This window comes from Nostoc sp. ChiVER01 (assembly GCF_034531155.1).
Taxonomy (GTDB): Bacteria; Cyanobacteriota; Cyanobacteriia; order Cyanobacteriales; family Nostocaceae; genus Nostoc.
This window is the reverse complement of sequence record NZ_JAVRBS010000038.1, coordinates 44,927-66,693: the sequence shown is the minus strand read 5'-3', so window position 1 is coordinate 66,693 and position 21,767 is coordinate 44,927. Positions and strand designations below refer to the sequence as shown.

The 21,767-nt window shown below is 38.8% G+C and carries 18 protein-coding genes; 14 read left to right on the top strand and 4 right to left on the bottom strand.

Annotated elements, in window-relative coordinates; translation table 11 throughout:
- Positions 1-686: 686 nt before the first annotated feature.
- From zwf to RMY00_RS32305, 3 genes are all read left to right on the top strand, one after another.
- Entirely contained in the window at positions 687-2,069 is a 1,383-nt protein-coding gene (zwf, locus tag RMY00_RS32315) for a glucose-6-phosphate dehydrogenase (RefSeq protein WP_322651453.1), read from the top strand.
- A gap of 36 nt (positions 2,070-2,105) precedes the next feature.
- Positions 2,106-2,942, top strand: a complete 837-nt coding sequence (locus tag RMY00_RS32310; protein WP_322651452.1) for an LssY C-terminal domain-containing protein — start codon at positions 2,106-2,108, stop codon at positions 2,940-2,942.
- Positions 2,943-3,197: 255 nt separating this feature from the next.
- Positions 3,198-4,295 carry an AI-2E family transporter gene (locus RMY00_RS32305; RefSeq protein ID WP_322651451.1) on the top strand — a complete coding sequence of 366 codons (1,098 nt, stop codon included), beginning with the start codon at positions 3,198-3,200 and terminating at the stop codon, positions 4,293-4,295.
- A gap of 350 nt (positions 4,296-4,645) precedes the next feature.
- Here RMY00_RS32305 and RMY00_RS32300 read toward each other — a convergent pair whose 3' ends face one another.
- The 3 genes from RMY00_RS32300 to RMY00_RS32290 form a co-directional block, all read right to left on the bottom strand.
- Positions 4,646-5,404 carry a gamma-glutamyl-gamma-aminobutyrate hydrolase family protein gene (locus RMY00_RS32300; RefSeq protein ID WP_322651450.1) on the bottom strand — a complete coding sequence of 253 codons (759 nt, stop codon included), beginning with the start codon at positions 5,402-5,404 and terminating at the stop codon, positions 4,646-4,648.
- A gap of 29 nt (positions 5,405-5,433) precedes the next feature.
- A complete protein-coding gene (locus tag RMY00_RS32295; RefSeq protein ID WP_322651449.1) occupies positions 5,434-5,601 on the bottom strand; it encodes a hypothetical protein in 168 nt (55 codons plus the stop codon).
- A gap of 222 nt (positions 5,602-5,823) precedes the next feature.
- Positions 5,824-6,183, bottom strand: coding sequence for a hypothetical protein (locus RMY00_RS32290; RefSeq protein ID WP_322651448.1), 360 nt, complete (start codon positions 6,181-6,183; stop codon positions 5,824-5,826).
- A 163-nt stretch (positions 6,184-6,346) separates the two neighbouring features.
- On the opposite strand from RMY00_RS32290, the gene RMY00_RS32285 reads away from it, so the two are divergent.
- On the top strand, positions 6,347-7,468 hold the full coding sequence (locus tag RMY00_RS32285) for an LLM class flavin-dependent oxidoreductase (RefSeq protein WP_322651447.1): 1,122 nt from the start codon (positions 6,347-6,349) through the stop codon (positions 7,466-7,468).
- A 629-nt stretch (positions 7,469-8,097) separates the two neighbouring features.
- Positions 8,098-9,435, top strand: a complete 1,338-nt coding sequence (locus tag RMY00_RS32280) for an LLM class flavin-dependent oxidoreductase (protein ID WP_322651446.1) — start codon at positions 8,098-8,100, stop codon at positions 9,433-9,435.
- A gap of 195 nt (positions 9,436-9,630) precedes the next feature.
- Here the strand turns inward: RMY00_RS32280 and RMY00_RS32275 are convergent, their stop codons facing one another.
- A complete protein-coding gene (locus tag RMY00_RS32275) occupies positions 9,631-11,022 on the bottom strand; it encodes a TIGR03985 family CRISPR-associated protein (RefSeq protein WP_322651445.1) in 1,392 nt (463 codons plus the stop codon).
- A 159-nt stretch (positions 11,023-11,181) separates the two neighbouring features.
- Between RMY00_RS32275 and RMY00_RS32270 the strand changes: the two genes are divergently transcribed.
- The 9 genes from RMY00_RS32270 to RMY00_RS32230 all read left to right on the top strand — a co-directional run bounded on the left by RMY00_RS32270 (position 11,182) and on the right by RMY00_RS32230 (position 21,762).
- On the top strand, positions 11,182-12,411 hold the full coding sequence (locus tag RMY00_RS32270; protein WP_322651444.1) for a Card1-like endonuclease domain-containing protein: 1,230 nt from the start codon (positions 11,182-11,184) through the stop codon (positions 12,409-12,411).
- On the top strand, positions 12,408-14,045 hold the full coding sequence (locus RMY00_RS32265) for a Cas10/Cmr2 second palm domain-containing protein (protein ID WP_322651443.1): 1,638 nt from the start codon (positions 12,408-12,410) through the stop codon (positions 14,043-14,045). Before RMY00_RS32270 ends, RMY00_RS32265 begins: the two co-directional genes overlap by 4 nt.
- Positions 14,046-14,714 (top strand): RAMP superfamily CRISPR-associated protein, encoded by a 669-nt coding sequence (locus RMY00_RS32260; RefSeq protein WP_322651442.1) that lies wholly within the window; start codon positions 14,046-14,048, stop codon positions 14,712-14,714.
- Positions 14,711-16,324 carry an RAMP superfamily CRISPR-associated protein gene (locus tag RMY00_RS32255; protein WP_322651441.1) on the top strand — a complete coding sequence of 538 codons (1,614 nt, stop codon included), beginning with the start codon at positions 14,711-14,713 and terminating at the stop codon, positions 16,322-16,324. Before RMY00_RS32260 ends, RMY00_RS32255 begins: the two co-directional genes overlap by 4 nt.
- Entirely contained in the window at positions 16,314-17,837 is a 1,524-nt protein-coding gene (locus RMY00_RS32250) for an RAMP superfamily CRISPR-associated protein (protein WP_322651440.1), read from the top strand. Before RMY00_RS32255 ends, RMY00_RS32250 begins: the two co-directional genes overlap by 11 nt.
- On the top strand, positions 17,830-18,444 hold the full coding sequence (gene csx19, locus RMY00_RS32245) for a CRISPR-associated protein Csx19 (RefSeq protein ID WP_322651439.1): 615 nt from the start codon (positions 17,830-17,832) through the stop codon (positions 18,442-18,444). Before RMY00_RS32250 ends, csx19 begins: the two co-directional genes overlap by 8 nt.
- Positions 18,425-20,362, top strand: coding sequence for a TIGR03986 family CRISPR-associated RAMP protein (locus RMY00_RS32240; protein WP_322651438.1), 1,938 nt, complete (start codon positions 18,425-18,427; stop codon positions 20,360-20,362). The genes csx19 and RMY00_RS32240 overlap by 20 nt, the downstream gene beginning before the upstream one ends.
- Positions 20,363-20,560: 198 nt before the next feature.
- On the top strand, positions 20,561-21,358 hold the full coding sequence (locus tag RMY00_RS32235) for a class I SAM-dependent methyltransferase (RefSeq protein WP_322651437.1): 798 nt from the start codon (positions 20,561-20,563) through the stop codon (positions 21,356-21,358).
- 248 nt (positions 21,359-21,606) lie between these two features.
- Positions 21,607-21,762: a hypothetical protein gene (locus RMY00_RS32230; RefSeq protein ID WP_322651436.1), complete on the top strand. Its 156-nt coding sequence runs from the start codon at positions 21,607-21,609 to the stop codon at positions 21,760-21,762.
- Positions 21,763-21,767: the final 5 nt, after the last annotated feature.

Genomic DNA, 21,767 nt, shown 5'->3' with positions numbered 1-21,767 from the left:
GCTCAACTCTCTGTTTCAATTCTAACCCAGCAGAACTTATGAGACAAACCACTAGGGAACAATTAGGACTGGCGATGGCAATGACGAAATTACTGCTACCAGTACCATTAATGATGTCCAACAAAAAGTCAATATTGGTAGTGGCATCAAAATTGATCTAGGCATTGGAAATTACTACTTCAAAGGGTTTGGGACTGGGATTGTAGATGGTAGAAAAGGTTTTGATACCTTAGACCTCAGTGCTTTCAATCGCTCTGAACTCACTTTTTCTGGTGTAATTTCGGGCAATGCCCTAAATCCAGCTAACATCAGCTTCAATAACAGTGGAAATGTTATTACACTGACCACAACAGGCTTTGAAAATTTTGTCTGTGCAGACAGCTCTTTGGTCTAAACTAAGGGGGGGTAGTGTAATTGCTTCAAAGCTAATTGGATTTGACAGCGATCGCCTTATTGACAAGCCTCAATCAAGAAGAGTTTGGTGGTCGTGTATCAGATTTTGACGAAGGGCGCTAGAGTGCGATCGTAGCAATTGATGAATCTGTACCGACTCTGGTGAAAAGTTAGGCGCTCTTTGCTCGCTTTAGCTCGCGTGGGCAAGCAGACTTTGCCGATAAACTTTTGTCAGCCATGCGCTATCAGTTTGGCGGGCATGATGAAAAAGCTAATTTTTAAAGAGGTTAGTCATGGAAACTTCTGATTCAGACGCACTGGTATTTTTTGGGGCAACAGGTGACTTGGCCTACAAGAAAATCTTCCCCAGCCTTCAGGCAATGGTACGACGAGGCAATCTCAATGTCCCAGTGATTGGGGTTGCCGGACGACCTTGGACGACAGATCAACTTAGGGAAAGGGCACATGATAGCTTAGAACATCATGGTGGTATAGATCAAGACGCATTTGAGAAACTTTCTGGTCTACTCCAGTACGTTGCTGGTGACTACAACAAACCAGAAACTTACGAAAAATTACGTCAAGCGCTTGGTGATGCTACTCGTCCCCTCTACTATTTGGCAATTCCACCGAGCTTGTTTGCACAAGTAGTGACAGGATTGGGCAAATCAGGCTGTGCTAAAAATGCGCGGGTGGTAATTGAAAAACCATTTGGACGGGATTTGAAATCAGCACGCGAGTTAAACCAAATTCTGGCATCAGTTTTCCCCGAATCATCAATCTATCGCATCGACCATTACCTGGGCAAAGAACCACTGCTAAATTTACTCTATTTTCGGTTTGCCAACTCTCTTCTTGAACCTATCTGGAATCGCAACTATGTTGAAAGCATCCAGATTGTGATGGCAGAGGACTTTGGCATTCAAGGAAGGGGGCGCTTCTATGAGGAAACTGGCGCAATTCGGGATGTGGTGGAAAATCACATGCTGCAAATATTGGCTTCAGTATGTATGGATGCTCCCGCTAGTACGGCTGTCGATTCCATCCGGGATGAAAAAGAACGTATTCTCAAAGCTATACCTTCAGTACAACCTGATGAGATTATTCGCGGTCAATTTTGTAATTATCGTAACGAAGAAGGTGTTTCTCCTGACTCCCAAGTAGAAACTTTTGTTGCTGTGCGGTTATGTATTAATACGTGGCGGTGGTCAGGAGTTCCCATCTACATTCGGGCTGGGAAGAAATTGCCTGTCAAAACTACTGAGGTGATGATCAAGCTCAAGTGTCCACCTTTAGATGTGTTCCAGGAGGGAGGAAAAGAAAACGCTAATTATGTTCGTTTTTTACTAGATCCAGAGGTAATTGTGGGATTAGGCGCTCGCGCTAAAATCCCTGGAGAAGATATGATCGGCTCTGCGGTTGAACTCCTAGCCTTTCACGGAGGTGGCGACGAGATGGAACCCTATGAACGTCTATTGGGTGATGCCATGCGGGGCGATCCCACCTTGTTTGTACGAGAAGATACCGTAGAAGAGGAATGGCGGATTGTCCAGTCAATTCTCGATAACGTCACACCCATTTATGAGTATGAGCCAAATACATGGGGCCCACCTGAGTCAGATCAACTACTTTTGCCAAGGGATCAGTGGTACAACCCATTAACTAAAGATGATTAATTAAAAAAGTCAATATAGTTTGGTCGCCGGATTCAAATGCAACAAGCCTCTAACTCAAATAGTAACGCACGCCCAAAACATCGACATTGGTTTTGGTATATTTTTGGAACGTCAGTTGGTTTGCTCGGCTTATATGGACTGGTGAGTTATGTCGTTTTACCAGCACTGTGGCGTCACTACGAACATAACCCTAAGCTGGAACATTCTCCGAAAACGACGCAAACGGCAGAAGGTATATCTGGAGATCCTTTGAATATTGGATTTGTCGGTACAACAGCAGAAGTGGTGCAGACGCTACTGGCAGCAGGCTGGTATCCGGCAGACCCAATCACCTTACGCTCAAGTGTTGGAATTGCAAAAAGTGTTCTTCTCAAGGATTCTTACCCAACTGCACCTGTAAGTAATTTATATCTGTGGGGACGCAAACAGGATTTAGCTTTTGAACTACCTATAGGAAACAATGCCAAAACTAGACATCACATTCGCTTGTGGCAATCAAACAACCTGAATGCTGATAGTAGACCCCTATGGCTAGGTTCAGCAACATTTGACCAAAGCGTGGAACTTAGCCACCGCACAGGACAAATTACTCACCATATTAATGCAGATATTGATGAAGAAAGAGATAACGTAATTAAAAGTATTGAAAAGATACACCAGATTGCCCAATTATATCAAGTCACAGGTATAGGGGCCACATGGGTTGGTCGTAACGGAGGAGGTGACAGATATTATACAGATGGCGAACTAACTATTTGTGTACTTTCAAGGAATAATATTGCTCAAACAAAACCATCAACTTACTCACCATCACCAGAGCCTGTTCAGTTCAAAAATCACCTGTGGTCATGGCTGCGACACTATTTGAAATAGCTACAATTTGGTAAACTTATTTCTCAAGAAAGATAATTTAAATTTCTAGACCTCTTTGAGGGTAAATAGAATAAAATTTTAGCTAGGGAGTGAAATATCTGAACAAATTAAAATTGACTTGATTATATGGGCACAAACAAGAGAGAAAAACGAAACTTGTGGTAATCAGGCTTACAGCTAATCTTAAAAATAAAAATTCTGCGCCATCCCAGGCACTAAATTTGTCAAACTAAAACAGAAGAATAAGTTATATTAATGGCGAATCACAGAGATACAGAGAATGGATGGTCACAGTTAACTCGTGGTGCGCCATTGGCAGTAATGGTAGCGGCAGTACTATACATTTTATATCAACTTTTACCAGTATTAGAACTTTTAGTTGTTGCAGCATTGATTGCTTTAATTTTGCGAACCCTATTAAGGTTTTTGCAAAAGTTAGTCAAATCACAGGATATTGCTGTTTTGCTACTAATTGGATTAATCGTCGGATTTATTGTGGTATTAGCTACTGTAGTCCTACCTAGTGTGACATTTGAATCCCAAAAATTAATCAAAACATTACCAACTTATCTCAATAGATTAACAGGGGATGTTGAACAACTGCGTCAGAAATTCACTTTTATTCCTGACATTTCCCAAGCACTAATACAATTACGGAATTTAACCGACCAGTTACTAGGGGGAGTACCAGTTTTCTTAGGTGAAGCTTTAAGTTTAACCGTTGAGTTGGTAGCGACGTTAATTTTAGCGCTTTACATGGCTTACGATCCTAATTCCTTAGTGAAAGGGATTTTAAGATTAGTTCCAAGGCGACATCATCAACGGTCTAAACGAATCCTTAAAGCTTGCGAGACAAGATTGCGAGGCTGGATTTTTGGGACAGGAATAGCGATGATATTTCTGGGTGCTGGAGTAACGTTTGGACTTTTGATTTTGGGGATTCCGTCAGCACTGCCATTTGGGATTATTGCAGGTTTATTTGAAATAATTCCTTATTTTGGTTCGATTATTGGTGCTTTTTTACCAGCGTTAGTAGCCTTGAGTATTTCACCGCTAAAGCTAGTATTTGTGTTAATACTTTTCTTTGTAATGAATCAAATAGATGCCCATATTGTTCAGCCTTTGGTGATGGGTCAGCAAGTTAATATTCATCCAGTGATGGTGATTGTAACATTTTTGGTAATGGGTAAGCTATTTGGATTTATTGGTGTGCTGCTTGCAGTGCCTGCGGCAGCAGTGATAATTACGCTTATTGATGAGTTTACGCCGTCAGAAAATCTGATATCAGTTGGAGTTGAAACTGGAATAGATGTTCAATCGAACGATATTACTCAAGATCCAAACCAAAGTTGAAAATCGAAGAAAAAATCAACATTTACTGTTTGATTTACTTTCCAAGACTCAAAATAAGCGCTTAATATTTTCGCAATAAGTAATGATAAAAATGTAGATTTTATTGAGAATAAAATATTCTTCTTAATCTGTTACCCGTAAAGCGTTTCAGTAAGGTTCACCAACAGCCTCGCTAACTGTAAAGACTAGCTGTTGGTAGAACTTGCCAACGCTGTCGAGTCCAAGGCGCATTTTCAGCTTCAGCCCCTTCCACCCTTAGACAAAAGGATCTTCCTGGGTAAATGTTCGAGGAATAAGTATAATTATTTGAAAGGATTTGGTGCTTAATTAAGCGTCCCCCCTCATATTGCTCAACCAATTCCGGGATTACGCTCATCATATAAGTGTTGTGTATGTGCAGCCTGAACTAGAGCTTGAAAAAGTCTTTGATGACTATGATTGAGAATTGATAGCTCAGGATGCCATTGCACACCGATTGCCCAAGGATGCTGTTCATGCTCCACAGCTTCAATGACTCCATCATCCCAAGCATGAGCAACAACCCGCCAACCAGGTGGTACTTTATCTACCGCTTGATGATGCCAAGAAACTACAGATATGTGAGAATTCTGTAAACAGTCAGCTAAAAGGCTTTCTACATCTATCCTGACCAAATGTTCTGTAGGTAAACGTCGTCCAGGTTCCGGCTCTAGACGATGTAATGCAGATGTACCGTAGACATCTGGAATGTGAGGAATTAGAGTACCCCCACAGGCGACGATGAGAATTTGTAAACCCCGGCAAATACCCAATATCGGTAGATGACGTTCAAGAGCAAACTTGCCAAGCTGCAATTCAAAAGCATCACGTTCGCGATCAACAGAATAAATAGTAGGATGAACAAAACCGTTGTAGCAAGCAGGGTCAATATCTCCACCACCAGAGATGATTAAACCATCCAAAGAATCTAGAAGTTGAGCCTGCTCAACTTCTCCTGGTGGTAATAATATAGGAATGCCACCTGAAGCACGGACTGCATCTATATATTCGCTTGGCAGAGAAAATGGTAATGGTGCAAGGCGACCATAAGTTGTAATCCCAATCAATGGTTTTCGAGATTTTCTACTCATCTTGATGCTATTTCACTATTTAATCCCCGTTATAAAAGTGTACTTCCGACTTCCGACCTCCGACTTCTGACTTCGACGTAAGCTCTAACTTTGGGGTTTTTAATTCCTTCTGTAGCTGAGGCGTAGAGCAATTCTCCTAATAGATATTCAAAATCTGGTACATACAAGTGATTGCCAACTAGTTCAAATATCTGCATTTCTTTAGATGGACTTATTTAGGTGTTAATTTATACTATGCTTTTAACGAACTCTGCCACAAAGTAATTTGGGTTTCAACCTTGTGCTTGAGCAATGAATTGACAACTCTTTAAAAACTCATCGGCGCAATCGCTCAAGCTACCAGCTTCGTCTACCAGAAAAACCCGATTTAACCATATGAGAGTATGCAACTTCCAAATTTTCACCTAGTGCGATCGCAGTTAAACTACAGGCTGTAAGTGTCGGACGCGAGGCATAACTTCTTCGGCAAAGCGGGTCATTTCTGGTGCAAAGGGATTGAATTGCAACATACATGTATCGATACCTGCATCGGCAAAAGCAGCTATTCTGGTGGCAACTGTGTCGTAGCTACCAACCAAGCCTGCGGCTATACCACCATTGCCACCAACCGCCGGATTTTTAGCGAAGAGTTTGAACATGGCGGTTTCTGGGTCAACTTCTTTAGCAACTACTAGCGATCGCGTGCGTTCATAACTAGCATCAATCTGTTCATCTGGCGTATCGAGAGGGCCAAAATTACCCCCAACTGGAACCCAAATACCGTAGCGTGGTTCTGACATTTTTGCCTCCAAATTAAGTGGGGGCTGGGGAGATACACCTTGTTTTTTATCTTCATCTATGCAAATTTAATAGTATAATACGGTATATCTACCGAATTAACGTATGATTATTCTAGGTGCAAAAATAAAGTTTTAGTACTGACTACAAAGGTTCTAGAAAGCTATGTCTGAACCACGCTATGGGATTTGGATTCCCGTTTACGGTAACTGCGGTGTGATGAACCATCCTCTTGAACCTCGTGATGCTAGTTACTCACGAGCCAAGAGTTTAATCCAATTGGCCCAAAGGTGCGGGTTTACCACAACTTTAATAGCGCAACATATTATCAATCCCAGGAATCAAGAACTTGACCAACTAGAAACCTGGACAGCAGCAGCAGCGCTGGCAGAAGCAACCAACTCTATCGAGATTATTGCAGCTGTTAAGCCATTACTGTTTCATCCCGCCGTTTTAGCAAAGATGGCTTTAGGTATTGATGCAATCAGTCACGGACGTTTTGCGATTAACTTAGTCAGTGCTTGGTTCAAGCCAGAAATGGAAAAAGCGGGGATAAATTTCCTTCCCCACGATGAGCGTTATCGTTATTCAGATGAATGGATTAGAGTTGTCAAAGCTTTATGGAGTGGAGAAAAAGTCAACTTTCACGGTGAATATTTTCAGATTAATGATTTGAAGTTCAATCCCCCACCCATAGCCAAACCACATCCGCGTATATATGTGGGTGGAGAGTCAGAACCAGCCCAAGAACTAGCCGCAAAAGAAGCGCATACATTTTTCCTCAATGGTCGTCCCATTGAAGTCATCCGCGAAACCATTGCGGCTGTCACTCAAAAAACTCGCTCTCGCTCCCAACCTCTGGGCTTCGCTATGTCAGCTTTTGTGATTGCTCGACCGACAGATGAAGAGGCGGAAGCGGAATATCAAAACCTCAGAGCAATGATACTAGCACAAGACGATCGCTCAGAATTACTCAAAGGAGTAGATTCTGAAGTCATTATGTTCAAAAACATGGCTAAGTACCCTGGTGTGGGGAGCAATGGCGGTACAGCAGCAGGATTGGTTGGTAGCTATGAAACTGTAGCCCATCGGATTGCTGAATTTACCAAAGTAGGAATTGATACTTTTATGCTGCAATTCCAGCCTTTTACCACAGAAATGGAGCGTTTTACTGCGGAAATTATACCAAGAGTGCGAACGTTAATAGTAGATAGTGCAGCGATGTCTGTGACGACCTGCGCCCACACCAATTTGAAAATAGGAGCTAGTACCGCAAAGCGGAATTAAAAATTAAAAATGAATACAGTATAAGGGTTTCGTTGATTTGAAATGATTGGTTTATTTCCGCTGTGTTGTACTAAAGGCTAAGTAAGAATTTTATATTTTGGATTAAATTGTTTTCCACTCTCCACTACCCAAAGGAAACTTTATGACAGCAATACTTACTCGTCCAGCTTGAACTGATGATTTAGCAGTACTTTATGATACTTGGCGGCAAGAGTTTCTTTCTTACTTCTTGGATATCCCTATATCTAGACTGCTCAAACTTGTGAGTGTGAATGAATAATTAAGAGGTTAATTTCGTAATAAATATAAGCTTGTTAGCTATTAGTAGTTATTTTTTTATGAGGTATCTTTTCAGATGTCGTTGCGAATCACACTACAAACATAAAATATAAAAACATCAGGTCTAAGTCCTATTATATTTATCTATCAAAGTAAGATTATAAAAATAAATTGATATTATGCTTTAGTTATGTTTTTTTGTCTTAGATATAATTTCAATGTTAAAGTTTGACGAAAAATTTTTAAGAACCAATAACTACTTCAAAGGGACGATGCCTTCTCTACGAGACGCTGCGCGAACGGCGGGCTACGCCTACGCACCTGTATTTTAAACTTGATACGGAGGACTAATGAGCAGATCGAAGCAATTAAAACTAGGTGCTTTTATGCGCCCGGTAAGCATACATACAGGCGCTTGGCGCTATCCTGGGGCTTTACCTGACGCTAATTTCAACTTCCCAGCGCTGAAACGATTCATCCAGAAACTAGAGCAAGGCAAGTTTGACGCATTTTTCATGGCTGACCACTTAGCGGTGCTGAATATGCCAATCAACGCATTGAAGCGCAGCCATACTGTCACCTCTTTTGAGCCTTTTACCCTACTTTCTGCCCTTGCCAGCGTCACCGAAAACATCGGGCTAGTAGCTACTGCTTCCACAACATACGACCAGCCTTACCACATCGCTCGCCGCTTCGCGTCTCTCGACCATATTAGTGGCGGTCGTGCTGGCTGGAACATCGTCACCACAGCCAATCCAGACGCAGCGCTCAACTTTGGTTTAGAAGAAGAGATAGAGCATGATGAACGCTATAGGCGGGCTAGAGAATTTTATGATGTTGTCACGGGTCTTTGGGATTCCTTCGCTGACGATGCGTTTATTCGGGATGTGGAAGCAGGGATTTATTTTGACCCTGCAAAGCTTCATGTTCTGAATCATCAGGGAAAATATCTCTCGGTGCGAGGGCCATTAAACATCGCCAGACCTGTCCAAGGCTGGCCGGTAATCGTTCAGGCAGGCGCATCTGAAGCTGGACGACAATTAGCTGCCGAAACCGCCGAGGCTGTGTTTGCACCTGCTGGTAATCTGGAAGCTGGCAAAGCTTTATTTGCAGACATTAAGGGACGAGCGCGGGCAATTGGCCGTGACCCAGACAGTATAAAAATCCTTCCAGGTGCTTTAGTCATCGTGGGAGAAACCGTTGCCGAGGCACATACCAAGCGTCTTCATTTAGATAGCCTAGTACATTATGACAGTGGAATCGCTAGCCTAAATAGTGCGCTTGGCTACGACGTCTCGGGTTTCGATCCTGATGGCCCCTTGCCAGAAATCCCACTGACTAACGCTGGTCACTCTTCACGAGAAAGAGTAATAGCCTTAGCGCAACGTGAGAACTTGACTATTCGACAACTGGCGCAACGCATTGGCAGTTACGGCGGACTGTCCTTCGTCGGCACACCCCAAAGCATCGCTGATGATATGGAGCAGTGGCTGATTGAGGAAGGTTCTGACGGTTTCAACATCATGTTCCCTTTTCTTCCTGAAGGATTGAATGATTTTGTCGATAAAGTTGTGCCAGAACTCCAACGGCGTGGGATTTTTCGTCAAGAGTACGAGGGTAAGACGTTGCGTGAAAATCTTGGTCTGACACGCCCTGCTAATCGCTTCTTCCAGACTACAGTGGTATAAGTACAAGTCAGATCGAGACTATAAGGGAGTAAAATATCCAATTACTTCCTTACTATTATTTGGTATGGAGATGCGATCGCAAAAATTGCTTAGTTGCCTTCTCTACGAGACACTATGTGAAAAAGGAGCGAAAGAATTTTAATTTCACTTTTCTTAACATGATTTGATTTTTCTCAATCGTTTTACTTAGCCTGATTACTTATACAAATTCCAGAGATTTCGGCTTTCCTCTGCCATTTGTTGGCGCAAATTTAAAGGCAGTAATACTTCAACTTTGGAACCTAAAGCTCGCAACCATCGAAGTACATAATAGTCGTTTACTCGGTAATCTACTTGATAATAAGCGTCTGTGCTTGGACGAGATTGGAGAGTTTCTAGAATATTCTTTTGATGTTCTGCATTTAGAGTATTTTGTTTAATTAACTTAATCACAATTTGGTAGTCAATAATTTTGAAAGCATCATGAATGCTAATTTTTTGGATGTAGCGTTTATAAAAATATCTTTCAAACCGCAATATCATTAACTCTTTATCTTTATAAAAATCACATCCCCACACTTCTTTTAATTTCACATTCACAGTTTTTGGAGTAGGTAGTTGGTTATCATAATATTGTTCTCTTAATAATTGCGGAACGCGCGGGTCTTCCCAGTCTAAAGTTTGTATGTGTTTAGAAATTATTCTATCTAAGCGATATTTGTACCAATTAATTTCGCCTGTTGGGGTACTACCGTAGGCACATAAATATTTAGCTCTTTCCATAAAGTAAATACAAACAGGGTAAACAGCGCACTCTTTTTGTAAGTTAAGATGTGCGCTGTAATAAGTCAATAATATGGGAACAGTTTTTTGTGAATTCCAAAGCGACTGTAACTCGCTTTGAATTTCATCGACAGCATCTTGTATGGGACTCGATTCTGGTACGAGATAATCAACATACAAAAATACGCGATGATTATCTTCATCTATTTGTTCTGAAAATTCTTCAGCCAGTAATGGTAAACTGGGGTCAAGAAAACTGAACATACCTAGAGTTTCTGCCAAGTAAGCTTGATTTTTATTGCTAAAGGCAGTTTCAAAAAATGGTAATTTTTCTACTCTTTGGTAATATTTACTTCTTCCATATATAGAATTTTCTCTTTGCAAATACTTTCGACTGAATAATAAATCTAAATCACTCTGCAATGATTTCCGAACTTGAGCAAATAGGCGTTCTTCTAGTAGCTTCTCTAGTTCAGAATTTGATATTGATATTTCTTGTTGTAGAGAATATTGCCATTCGTCTACAGGCACTTCCAATTCTAAAAACCATTGTCTGATTGTTTTGAGACAAGCACAATCCGGATCTTGATGATTAAGAATATCTTGCTTAGTTTCGTCCTGATGAGTTTCACTAAAAAAAGCTTTACGCCAAGCTACATAAGTAAAATTACTTTCAATAGCTGTATATCCTTTGTCACTGTAAAGCCAATGCAGCAATGTCCATAAGCGGATAGCACGGGTAAGATTTTGATTTTGCTCTAAAGAACCTTTGGCTAGTTGTTGTAATAGTTGTGGAGATGGGGGATGACTGAAACGTAGATTCACGGTAGTTGAGTACGTCGGAGATACGCTTTCCAGATTAGCAAGTATTGGAAGGGGGTACTTCCGATACTGTGTAATACTGGGGGGATATTTTTAGAAAGCTGATACCTCAACCCCATGAATGCAACTCAGTTTGAGCAGTATAAAGTTGACCATCTATTTTTGCTAGTTGGTGAAAACCCCCTACCCAACTATGTAGCGGCCAAGTTATTGCTTCACCAAGGTGGGACTGCGTATTTAGTACATACGACAGATACCTTGGATGAAGCCAAGCGGCTGAAAGATAGTTTTGATAGTGCGTTTAATGTAAATTTTCTTCCTCTGAATGATTATGAGTCAGATGCTTACCACATTCAAAAAGAAATTAACACAAAACTAAAAAGCATCAACAACGGAAAAATAGGGCTAAATTATACAGGTGGTACAAAAGCAATGTCTGCACATTCTTACCGGACATTGCTTTATGAAGAGATTCAGGATAAAACTGGTAAAGTATACAGACGACGTAACGGTATTATTTTTAGCTATGTTGACCCTCGGAGATTAGAGATATGTATAGATAGAGAAGATAACGAACGGGAGCGTTTAAAAGTTAAAGCAGATACGCTACAAATTCCACTAGCCAGAATTTTCCAGTTGCATGGGTTGAATTTAAAGAAAAATCCGACTCAGGAACCAGAATTACCAGAATTAGCTCAAGAACTTGTCAAAGTGTTTGCAGATAAGGCTAAGGTAACTCAGTGGTTTGATTGGTATCATAATATATTTTGTCCAGAAGCACGGAAGGAGAATCGAAAATGGAAGAATAAGACTGATTTGGCTAAGTTGTTCATTCCTTTAAATAAATTACCATCAGAAATAGTAGAAGTATTTAGAGATAAACAGCTATTAACAAGTGACGATAATCTGGCTTTAGCAGAAGTTAAGAAAATTGGACTTTTTACAGAAATTGAAGATTTTTGTAAATTCCTCGATGGAATATGGCTAGAGCATTATGTTTTAGAGCAAATTAAAAAGATTGCTAATAGCCAAGTAATAACAGACTATGGCTTAAATTTTGTCATCCCGCTTCAGGGAACTAAAGATGGCTTTGAATTTGATGTAGCATTTACACGCGGTTATCAGCTTTTTGCAATTTCTTGTACAACTGCTAGTGATAAAAAATTGTGTAAAAGCAAACTTTTTGAAGCATATTTAAGAGCTAAACAAATGGGAGGAGAAGAAGCAAGGGTTGCTTTAGTTTGCCGTTCAGATGAACCAGATACACTCAAAGCAGAAATTAGCAATATAGTCTCTGGTAACAAAATTGCTGTTTTTGGATGTGCAGATTTACTGAATTTGTCAGACAACATTATTAAGTGGATTTTTGAAAATGACAGGGGGGCAAAATGAAACAGTTTACTATCACTGTAGTTGATACAACTGGCAAGCAAAATTATATTTTCAATAGCAATCGTCTACGCGAAAATATTGGTGCTTCGTTTCTTTTATCTCAAGCCACTAAAGAATTGGTTGAAGACATACTAGAAAACAACTTAGGCATTCCTAAAAGTCGTCAAAAACAACCGATTGAAACTAGCGGACTTGATGCAGAAATAATTTATGCCAATGGTGGAAATGCACTGATTCTATTTAAGTCACGGAAAATTGCTGTTGAGTTTACTCGCATATTGAGTAAAAAAGTTTTAGCTGAAGCATCAGGAATTAATTTATTAGTTGCTCATGCTGATTTTGATTGGGAAAACGATAAGTTATACGAAATAATGGAAGATTTAAAGAAAAATGAGATAGAGCATCAAAAATACGAGCGAATACATTCTGCACCATTACTTACTTTAGGAGTTACTGCTACTTGCAATTCAACTCAGCTTCCTGCTGTTGATAGAAGTGATAAGTACATCAATTATGATGACGATGAAGCACTCGATAGCTATTTGATTTCTACTGAAACAAGGCAAAAGCTAATAGCTATTAAAAGAGCCAATGTAAAACTTCAGCAGATTTTTTCGGAAGTAGTTGACGAAAGTATTTATGAATTTCCCAATCGAACAGATAATCTAGGTCGTTCTAAAGATGAGTCTAGCTATGTAGCAGTTGTTCATATCGATGGTAATGGTATGGGAGATAGATTTAAAAAGTGTGGTGAGGGTAAAGAAAATCGAGATTACCTTAATGTAATGCGCGAGTTTTCTAAAAGTGTTGACTCAGCAGGTATTAAGACACTAAAAGCTGTGGCTGAAACTCTCATAAAAAACATCGAATCAGGGAGAGTCGAAGGTAAAATTGATGGATTTAATTTAAAGCAGGATAGCAAAAATAATAAAGTTTATCTTCCCTTCCGTCCTTTAGTTTATGGAGGCGATGATATTACTTTTATTTGTGAGGGTAGATTAGGTTTAGAATTGGCTGCATTATGCTTGCAAAAGTTTCAAGAACAAAAAGTCACTGATGGAAAACCTTTAACAGCTTGCGCTGGTGTTTGTATTGTCAAAACTCATTATCCTTTTTCACGAGCTTATAAAATGAGTGAAGATTTATGTCAATCAGCAAAGGAATTTGTTAAAACTGAGCGACAAAAGCACAGAGTAGATTATTTTTCTGCAATTGATTGGCATTTTGCAGCTAGTGGTTTACTAGGTTCAATCTCAGAAATCCGTCGGCGTGAATATGAAGTCCCTAAAAATAATCAATCTTGGCATTTAGAAATGCGTCCGTTATGGTTAGAGAGTCAGGATGAGTGGCGTACTTGGCCAGGTTTTACTCAAGTTATTAGCGAATTTAAGCAAGGAGATGAATGGAGAGAACGCCAAAACAAAATTATGGCGTTGCGAGATGTATTACGAAAGGGTTCTAGTGAAGCGATCGCACAGTTTTTATTAACTTATAAATTACCCAATTTACCATTGTATCCTACATCATCTGGTGAAAATGAAAAACTCATTAAAGAAGGTTGGGTAAATGCTATGTGTGGTTACTTTGATGCTATTGAAGCTATGGACTTTTATTTAGGAATTGGGAGTAATTAATTGATTGTATATAAACTAAAAATCACACTTTTAAGCGATACAACTTTTGGACGAGGTGACGGTGTAGCAGGCGTAATTGACCAGGAAGTAGAGCATGATAATTATGGATTTCCTTACTTGCGTGGACGGACTCTGAAGGGCTTGTTAAGCGAAGAGTCAGATAATTTAATAAGTGTCGTACCAAAAGAGGCTCGTGCTTACTGGGAAAATATAGCTTGTACTTTATTTGGTATACCTGGTAGTTCTTTAGAAACAATGGGAATTCTCCATGTTGGAGATGCTTGTTTACCAGAAGATTTACGCACAGCAGTAGCTTGGCAAATTAAGAATGAAGAATTAACGAACAATGAAATTCTTGATTCTTTAACCGCTATTCGCCGTCAAACTGCTATTAATTCCCAAATTGGTGTAGCGGATGAAGGTAGTTTGCGCTCATTTCGTGTGGTTATACGTCAACTTGAATTTGAGGCAAAGTTAATTTTTGAAACTCAACCTAAGCAAGAAAGTTTATCTCTTTTAGCTGCAAGTGTATTAGCTTTGCGACGTATAGGAAGCGGACGAAATCGAGGAAGAGGTCATGTAAAATGTAGTCTCCATGATAATGCGGGGGAAGATATTACTCATGACTATCTAAACTTGTTTGGAAAAGTTATGGAGGAAGTTAAGTGAAGGTAATCACTTTATCATTAAGAACGCAACAACCCATACTTGCAACTTCATTTGCAGGCGACCCGAATAGTGATGTTTCTTATTCTTATATTCCGGGTAGTATGATTCGGGGTGCTGTGATTGGACGCTATATGAAGCAGCATAGTTTATCGGAATTAAATTTAGCAAAAGATGAAGTTAAGCGGTTATTTTTTGATGGGAATAGTACCTGTTATTTAAATGCTTATTTGCAAAGCAAAGAAGGTAAACGCACACTACCAATTCCTCGTTCTTGGTTCAAGGAAAAAAACACAGAATTAACTGATGAGTCTCCTTTACGGGTTTATGATTTTAGTCTTGATAAAGGAGATGAACTAGAAACTCCCAAACCTTTTGGTGAAGGTTTTTGGACTAAGGAACGCGGTATGATAACTCATTATAAAGAAAACCGACGAATTAATATTCACAATCACCGCGATCGCAAAAAAGGACGTTCGCGCCAAGGCGAAGGAGAAATATTTCGTTATGAAGCTATTGATAGCGAACAGACTTTTCAAGCTGTAATATTATGTAGTAGCGAAACTGATGCTCAGGTTATCAGAAATTTATTAGCAAAATCACCAGATATTTGGCTTGGTGGTTCTCAGAGTGCAGGGTATGGACACACTCAAATTCATATTAGTAATATCATTGATGCGGCTGATTGGAACGAAGTAAATATTCCTGTTGACGATGATGATAGAACTGATAGAAAATTTTTGACAGCTACATTGCTTAGTGACTTAATTTTACGCGACGACTGGGGGCAATATGCAATCATTCCACCGTCAACAAAACACGAAATACCCGCACCCCTAACACGAGAGTTGAAAAAAATTTTAGGGGGAGAGATTCAGCCGATAAGATGCTTTAGCAGTAGTACTATAGTCGGTGGATTCAATCGTAAATGGGGATTACCTTTACCGACAGTTACAGCACTCGCAGCCGGAAGTGTTTTTGTTTTTAAATTAGAAAATTCTTTAACGTCAGAGCAAATTCAAGTAATAGAAACCAAAGGTATTGGAGAAAGAAAAACTGAAGGTTTTGGTAGAGTTACTATTAACTGGTTAAATCAAGAAGACTTTATACTCAAAGTTCCAGATCCTATTTCAGACACTTCTGTACCCAAGTTAGAAACAGATAGCTCACATAATTTAGCCGCACAAATGGCGGAAAGATTGTTGCATAAAAAGTTAGATGAAGCTTTGCAAAAATATCTGGGACGTAATTCAATCAAAGGTGATATTCGTAATAGTCAACTTTCTCGTTTAGAATTTGTAGCTAGACAAGCTCTTACAACAGGTGATTGTAATTTAGTAGTATCACTTTTACAGGTTAGTAGTCAATTCGATAATGCCAAAATTGGTGGAAATAATCAGTCTCTTAAACAGCAGCTTGAAACCTGGTTAAGTCATCCAAATTCTTGGTCATGGATGAGTAATCAACAAGAATTAAGAGTCAATGTTGCTAGTGTAGAGCGAAGTATTATTGATGAATTCGCTCAAAATAGCAAATTAGCAGAAAAATATACTTTACGCCTAATTATGGCATTAGCAAAAAAGGCAAAAAAGGAGGATATAGATGATTTGTGAACGCCTCAAAACTCGCAATCAACGCTTGATTATTGAACGCATAATAGTTAAAGGCACTTTAATTTTAGATACGCCAACTGGTTTAGGTAGTGGCGATGCTGATGGTGACGCTGATTTAGTAATTTTACGAGATATTATAGAAGATAAAGCATTGCTCATGGGTTCATCTATTACTGGAGCATTAAGGAACTATTTGCGAGAATTTGAACATGGTTATGATGCTACAGAAAAATCATTGTTGTTTGGTGGCGATCGCAGTGATAATGATGGTGAACAAAGTCCGCTAATTGTTAACGATGCACTCAGCAGCGAATTTATCCAAACTGAATTAAGAGATGGAGTCGAAATCAGTAGTCTTACCGGAACAGCTGTAGACACAGCTAAATATGATTTGGAACTATTAGAAGCTGGAACTAAATTTGAACTTTACTTTGAATTATTGATAGGAGAATCAGATGACCGCGAGCAATTAATTAGAGAATTATTCATCGTCTTACAAGGATTAGAAGATGGTGAAATCTCTCTGGGTATGAAAAAAAGACGCGGATTTGGTCGCTGTCATGTGAAAACATGGCAAGTATGGCGATTTGATTGGCAAAAACTCGACAATCTTATAGAATGGCTGAACTTTGAACACTGGACAACAGGTTTATTCTCATCTCATAACAGCTATCCCAAAATATTAGAAGCATTTCAAAAAGCAGGAATTAAGGTAAAATCAGACTGGAAAGATAACAGAAATCGCTTCACAATTCAAGCTACATTCACTCTCGCTAGTCCCTTATTAATTCGTTCCAGTCAAGCTGATACCCAAAAAGCACCAGACGACGTACATCTCAAATCTCGACGCAATGGCGAACTTAAATCAATTCTATCTGGTACTAGTTTAGCTGGTGTGTTGCGTCATCGAGCCGAACGCATTGTAAATACTCTAGCTGAAAATAACCAAAGAGAAACTTCTCGAATACAAATAATTGATGAGATGTTTGGTTTTGTTAAAGATAACAAGGATAATCTTGATTTAATTTCTAACGATAACAATCTCAAAGCACAAGCTAGTCGATTAATAGTTCATGAAAGCATCATTAAAGAAACTAACGATTTAGTGCAAACCCGAATTGCGATCGATAGATTTACAGGTGGTGCATTACACGGCGCATTGTTTCAAGAACAACCAATTTTCGCAAACGAAAAAACAGAACTAAAATTAAAAATTGAATTACGCCAACCAGAAAAATATGAAATCGGCTTACTGCTTTTATTACTGAAAGATTTATGGACTGGTGATTTACCTGTAGGTAGTACAAGCAGTATTGGACGGGGAAGATTACAAGGTAAAGAAGCAATTATTAATTGGTATACAAATTCACCCAAGAAATGGAAATTTAAACTTAAGGATAACAAACTGCAAGTTGAGGATTTGCTGAATAAAAAATCTTCTCTCAATAAAATACAAGCGGAATTAAATATTTTGGTTACAGAATTTGTAAATCAGGTAAAACAGTATGAGTAAACCAGATTGTAAAATCCTTGATGATATTCAAAATATCTCTAATACTACTGACTTACGCAAATGGCTACAAGAAAAAGTTCAGTCTTCAGAATATAACTTAAAATATCTCCTAGCTCATGCAGAAGATGGTGTTATTTGGGGATATTTTGACTCAGAAGTAAATTTAATTACACCGACTGAACCAGAAGAACTATTTCCTAAATATAAATTTCCCCTCTTTAATTATGAAACCCTACAACAAGGTCGAGTTTTTGGCGACAGCGCAGAAATCATGTTTTGGCGAACTGAAGACGGGTTAAAAGCTATTCTTATTAAAGATAATAAAGATACAGAATTTCTTACCGAAAAGCAAATCCTCTGGGGAACGCAAGCAGAAGAAGTTAAGGATAAATTTACTTTAGTCTCAGATGGTTCTCAAGGTTTACGTCATGCTGTACCTGTGACTGGGATTGAGTTTAATAAAACTGAAAAATCGTATCGTCCTCTATATCTTATTGTTCATAACTATATTGATTATGACGAAAATATAGGTTTAGCTCGAATTTATCTTAGTCGGCTCGTGTCACTTAAATCAAGAAAGGTTATCGATGAAAAAGCACATTCGTAAAATTCCAAATAAGAAGAAAGCGATCGCACCTTATAATTTTGTTGAGCTACCCGATAAAATAGTCTCCGCAGAATTAGAAAGTAATGGCAAATTACGTAACAACAACTGTTATTATCCAGATAGGCATACTGGCAGAATTGAATGTATATTAACAACTTCTTCACCACTATACATTCGTTGTGGATTAACCAAAGAAGAATTTGAATCTGGTAAAGAAGCCAAAAATTCACCAGATTTTTATTACATTGACCTCATCACGAAAAAACCCATACTTCCTGGTAGTAGTTTGCGAGGAATGCTACGGACTTTAATCGAAATTATTAGTTTCAGCAAAATAACTCAAGTCTCAGATCATCAGCGATTATATTTTCGTGCTGTTGCCACTTTACCTAAAGATGATTCCCTTGCTCAAGCATACAAACAATATATAAAACCAAATCAAGTAAAAGCTGGTTATCTCAAACGTGATGGTGATATTTGGAAGATTATACCAGCACGAGAAAATAACTCAACCTCATTCGCTTGGGTAAAAGAAGAAGATTTATCATCGGCTGATTTTCCCGAATTAAAGAGATTTGATGATCCAGGTTATTTACCCCAAAATATACCAATTAGTTTTAAGAGAATTAGACCAAAAGGACAGTATCAGTATATAGTTGAGGATGTCACTATTCCCAAACAATACCCACTAAATCAAGGAAGATTAGTTACTAGTGGAAACATGAAGGAAACTTCTGACACTGATAGTGAAAGTATACGTACCTATCACTGTGTTGTATTTGCTCCTGATCCTAGACCAAGTAAAACTTATATAATTGACCCTGATGCAATCAAACATTATTGCAATGCTTTAACAGACTTCCAACAAAAACCACCCTTTGACGAAAAATTAGGGATGTTGCAAGAAGACCGTCCTGTATTTTATTGTCAACCAAAACAAGGAAATATAGTTACATTATTTGGTCATAGTCCTAATTTCCGCATTCCCTGTTCTCCAAAAGGTGATGCTAAAGCGGCGACAGTCGTAGATTTTATTCCAGAATATTTGCGAGATGATTCCATAATTGATATTGCTGAGGCGATTTTTGGTTTTGTGAGACAGAAAAAGCAACCTGAAGGGAAAAACCAAAGTCGTGCAGGTAGAATTTCTGTGAGTGATGCAATTTGTGAAACGCCGCCAGATAAAATATTTATGACTGAGGGTGTAATCACTCCCAAGATTCTTGCTAGTCCCAAACCAAGTACATATCAACATTACCTAGTACAACCAGAAGAAACTAAAGCTGAGAAATCAAAGCTGAAACATTATGCAAGTCAACCTACTGAAGAAACTGTAATTCGTGGACACAAACTATATTGGCATAAAGGAAGTAATTACGATATTCACCATCCTAAACCCGATAAAAATGAAGAGATTCAAACTCAGATTCAACCAATAAAAGCAGGCGTTACATTTAACTTTACTATTCAATTTGAAAATTTGAGTAACGTTGAAATTGGTGCATTAATGTGGATTCTTGATATTGCTCCAGATAATAACTACCGTCTTTCATTAGGGATGGGTAAACCTTTAGGTATGGGTGCAGTAAAAATTGAAAGCAAGTTATATTTAAGCAAACGGAAAGTACGATACACTCAATTATTTAATAATAATAGTTGGGAAATAGCAGAAAACCTAGATGATAATCCAGATTATCAACAGATATTTGAAAATTATGTGCTTCAGCAGCTTCAGCAAACAGGAAAATTTAAAGACATACCCAGGATTCAAATGCTTTTAACAATGCTGAGTTGGCATTCAGCACCATCAAACACTCGATATATGGAAATTAAACGAGAGCAAAATTCACTAGATGGCGAACCTAATGAATACAAAAATCGCCGTGTCTTACCAACTCCTTTAGATGTGATAGATTAATCCTTGTTCAAACGCGATCGCTTCCTCAACTTAGCCTATAGATGCGATCGCTCAAACTGTCTGAGATTTATGTAACATTTCTATAAAAAATTTGATATAACCTAAAGGCGATCGCATTAAGTAATATTTGTAGTATCTAATTTTAAAACCGACTTCAGTCGTGGGGTAATAATTACGAATTATCTTGACCACAAACACATGACAGATGAGATAAGTCACTTAAGAACCACTTTCGATCGAGTAGCACTGTTATATGACCAAGTTCGACCAGGATATCCAGAGGCACTTTTTGACGATGTGGTGTCTCTCTCAAAAATCACTCCAAACGGAAGAATATTAGAGATTGGTTGTGGTACTGGTCAGGCAACTTTACCCTTTGCCCGCCGGGGTTATCGTATACTCTGTATTGAGTTGGGTGAGAATCTTGCTAAAGTTGCTCAAAAAAATCTGGCTGCTTATCCGCAAGTAGAAGTGCATAACATCGCTTTTGAGGATTGGATGACCGAAGAAAATGCTTTTGATTTAGTGATTTCGGCGACTGCTTTTCATTGGCTTGACCCAAGTATTGCTTACAAAAAAACGGATCTTGCCCTCAGAGATGAAGGAGCGATCGCGCTATTTTGGAATGAACACGTACATAGTGATGCTAGTCATGGCTTCTTTGAAGAAGTACAGGAGCTATATAAAAGTTTAGCTCCTCAACTGGTTAAAGACGATGAGCCTCCTTTGCGTGAGCAGAAAGTCCCTAATAAAACAAGTGAGATTGAACAAACAGGTTTGTTTGGTGAAGTAGTCTATCGCTCTTATCGATGGGATGCAACATACAACAGTGTAAGTTATCTCAACCTCTTAAATACTTACTCTGGTCATTTAAATTTAGAGCGCATTACAAAAGCGCGTTTTTTTCATGCGATCGCTGAATTAATTAATACCAAGTTCAATGGTCAAATTACTAAAGGTTACTTAACTACTTTATACGTAGCCCACTTGTTGTAATCTTATCTAAATCATTTTGCAGATATGATTAAATAATTTGTAATTCGTAATTAAGTTTGGTGTTATCGCTGGCGGCAAGCGAGTTTAGACGCTTTTGGGCTTTCAACTTTGAGTCTTTCCTGCAAAAAGACCTTAAAACAGATTGACAACTTGGGGAAAATTTGGGAGTATAAACTACGGTAATTCGGTAGATTTTTAGTAGTTTATAAAACTTAAATACATCTAAAACCTTTATATAGGAATGGTTGTTGTCAAGTGCAGTCGTTGGCTTGAATATGTTACCAGATGTAATCGCCTCAAGGCTGGAAACATTCTTCAACTTTGTAGTGCCATCGCGTCACCCAGAAACAGTAATTGCTTCACCACTCACCAACATAGATTTTCCACAGGATATTCGGAGATAGAAACT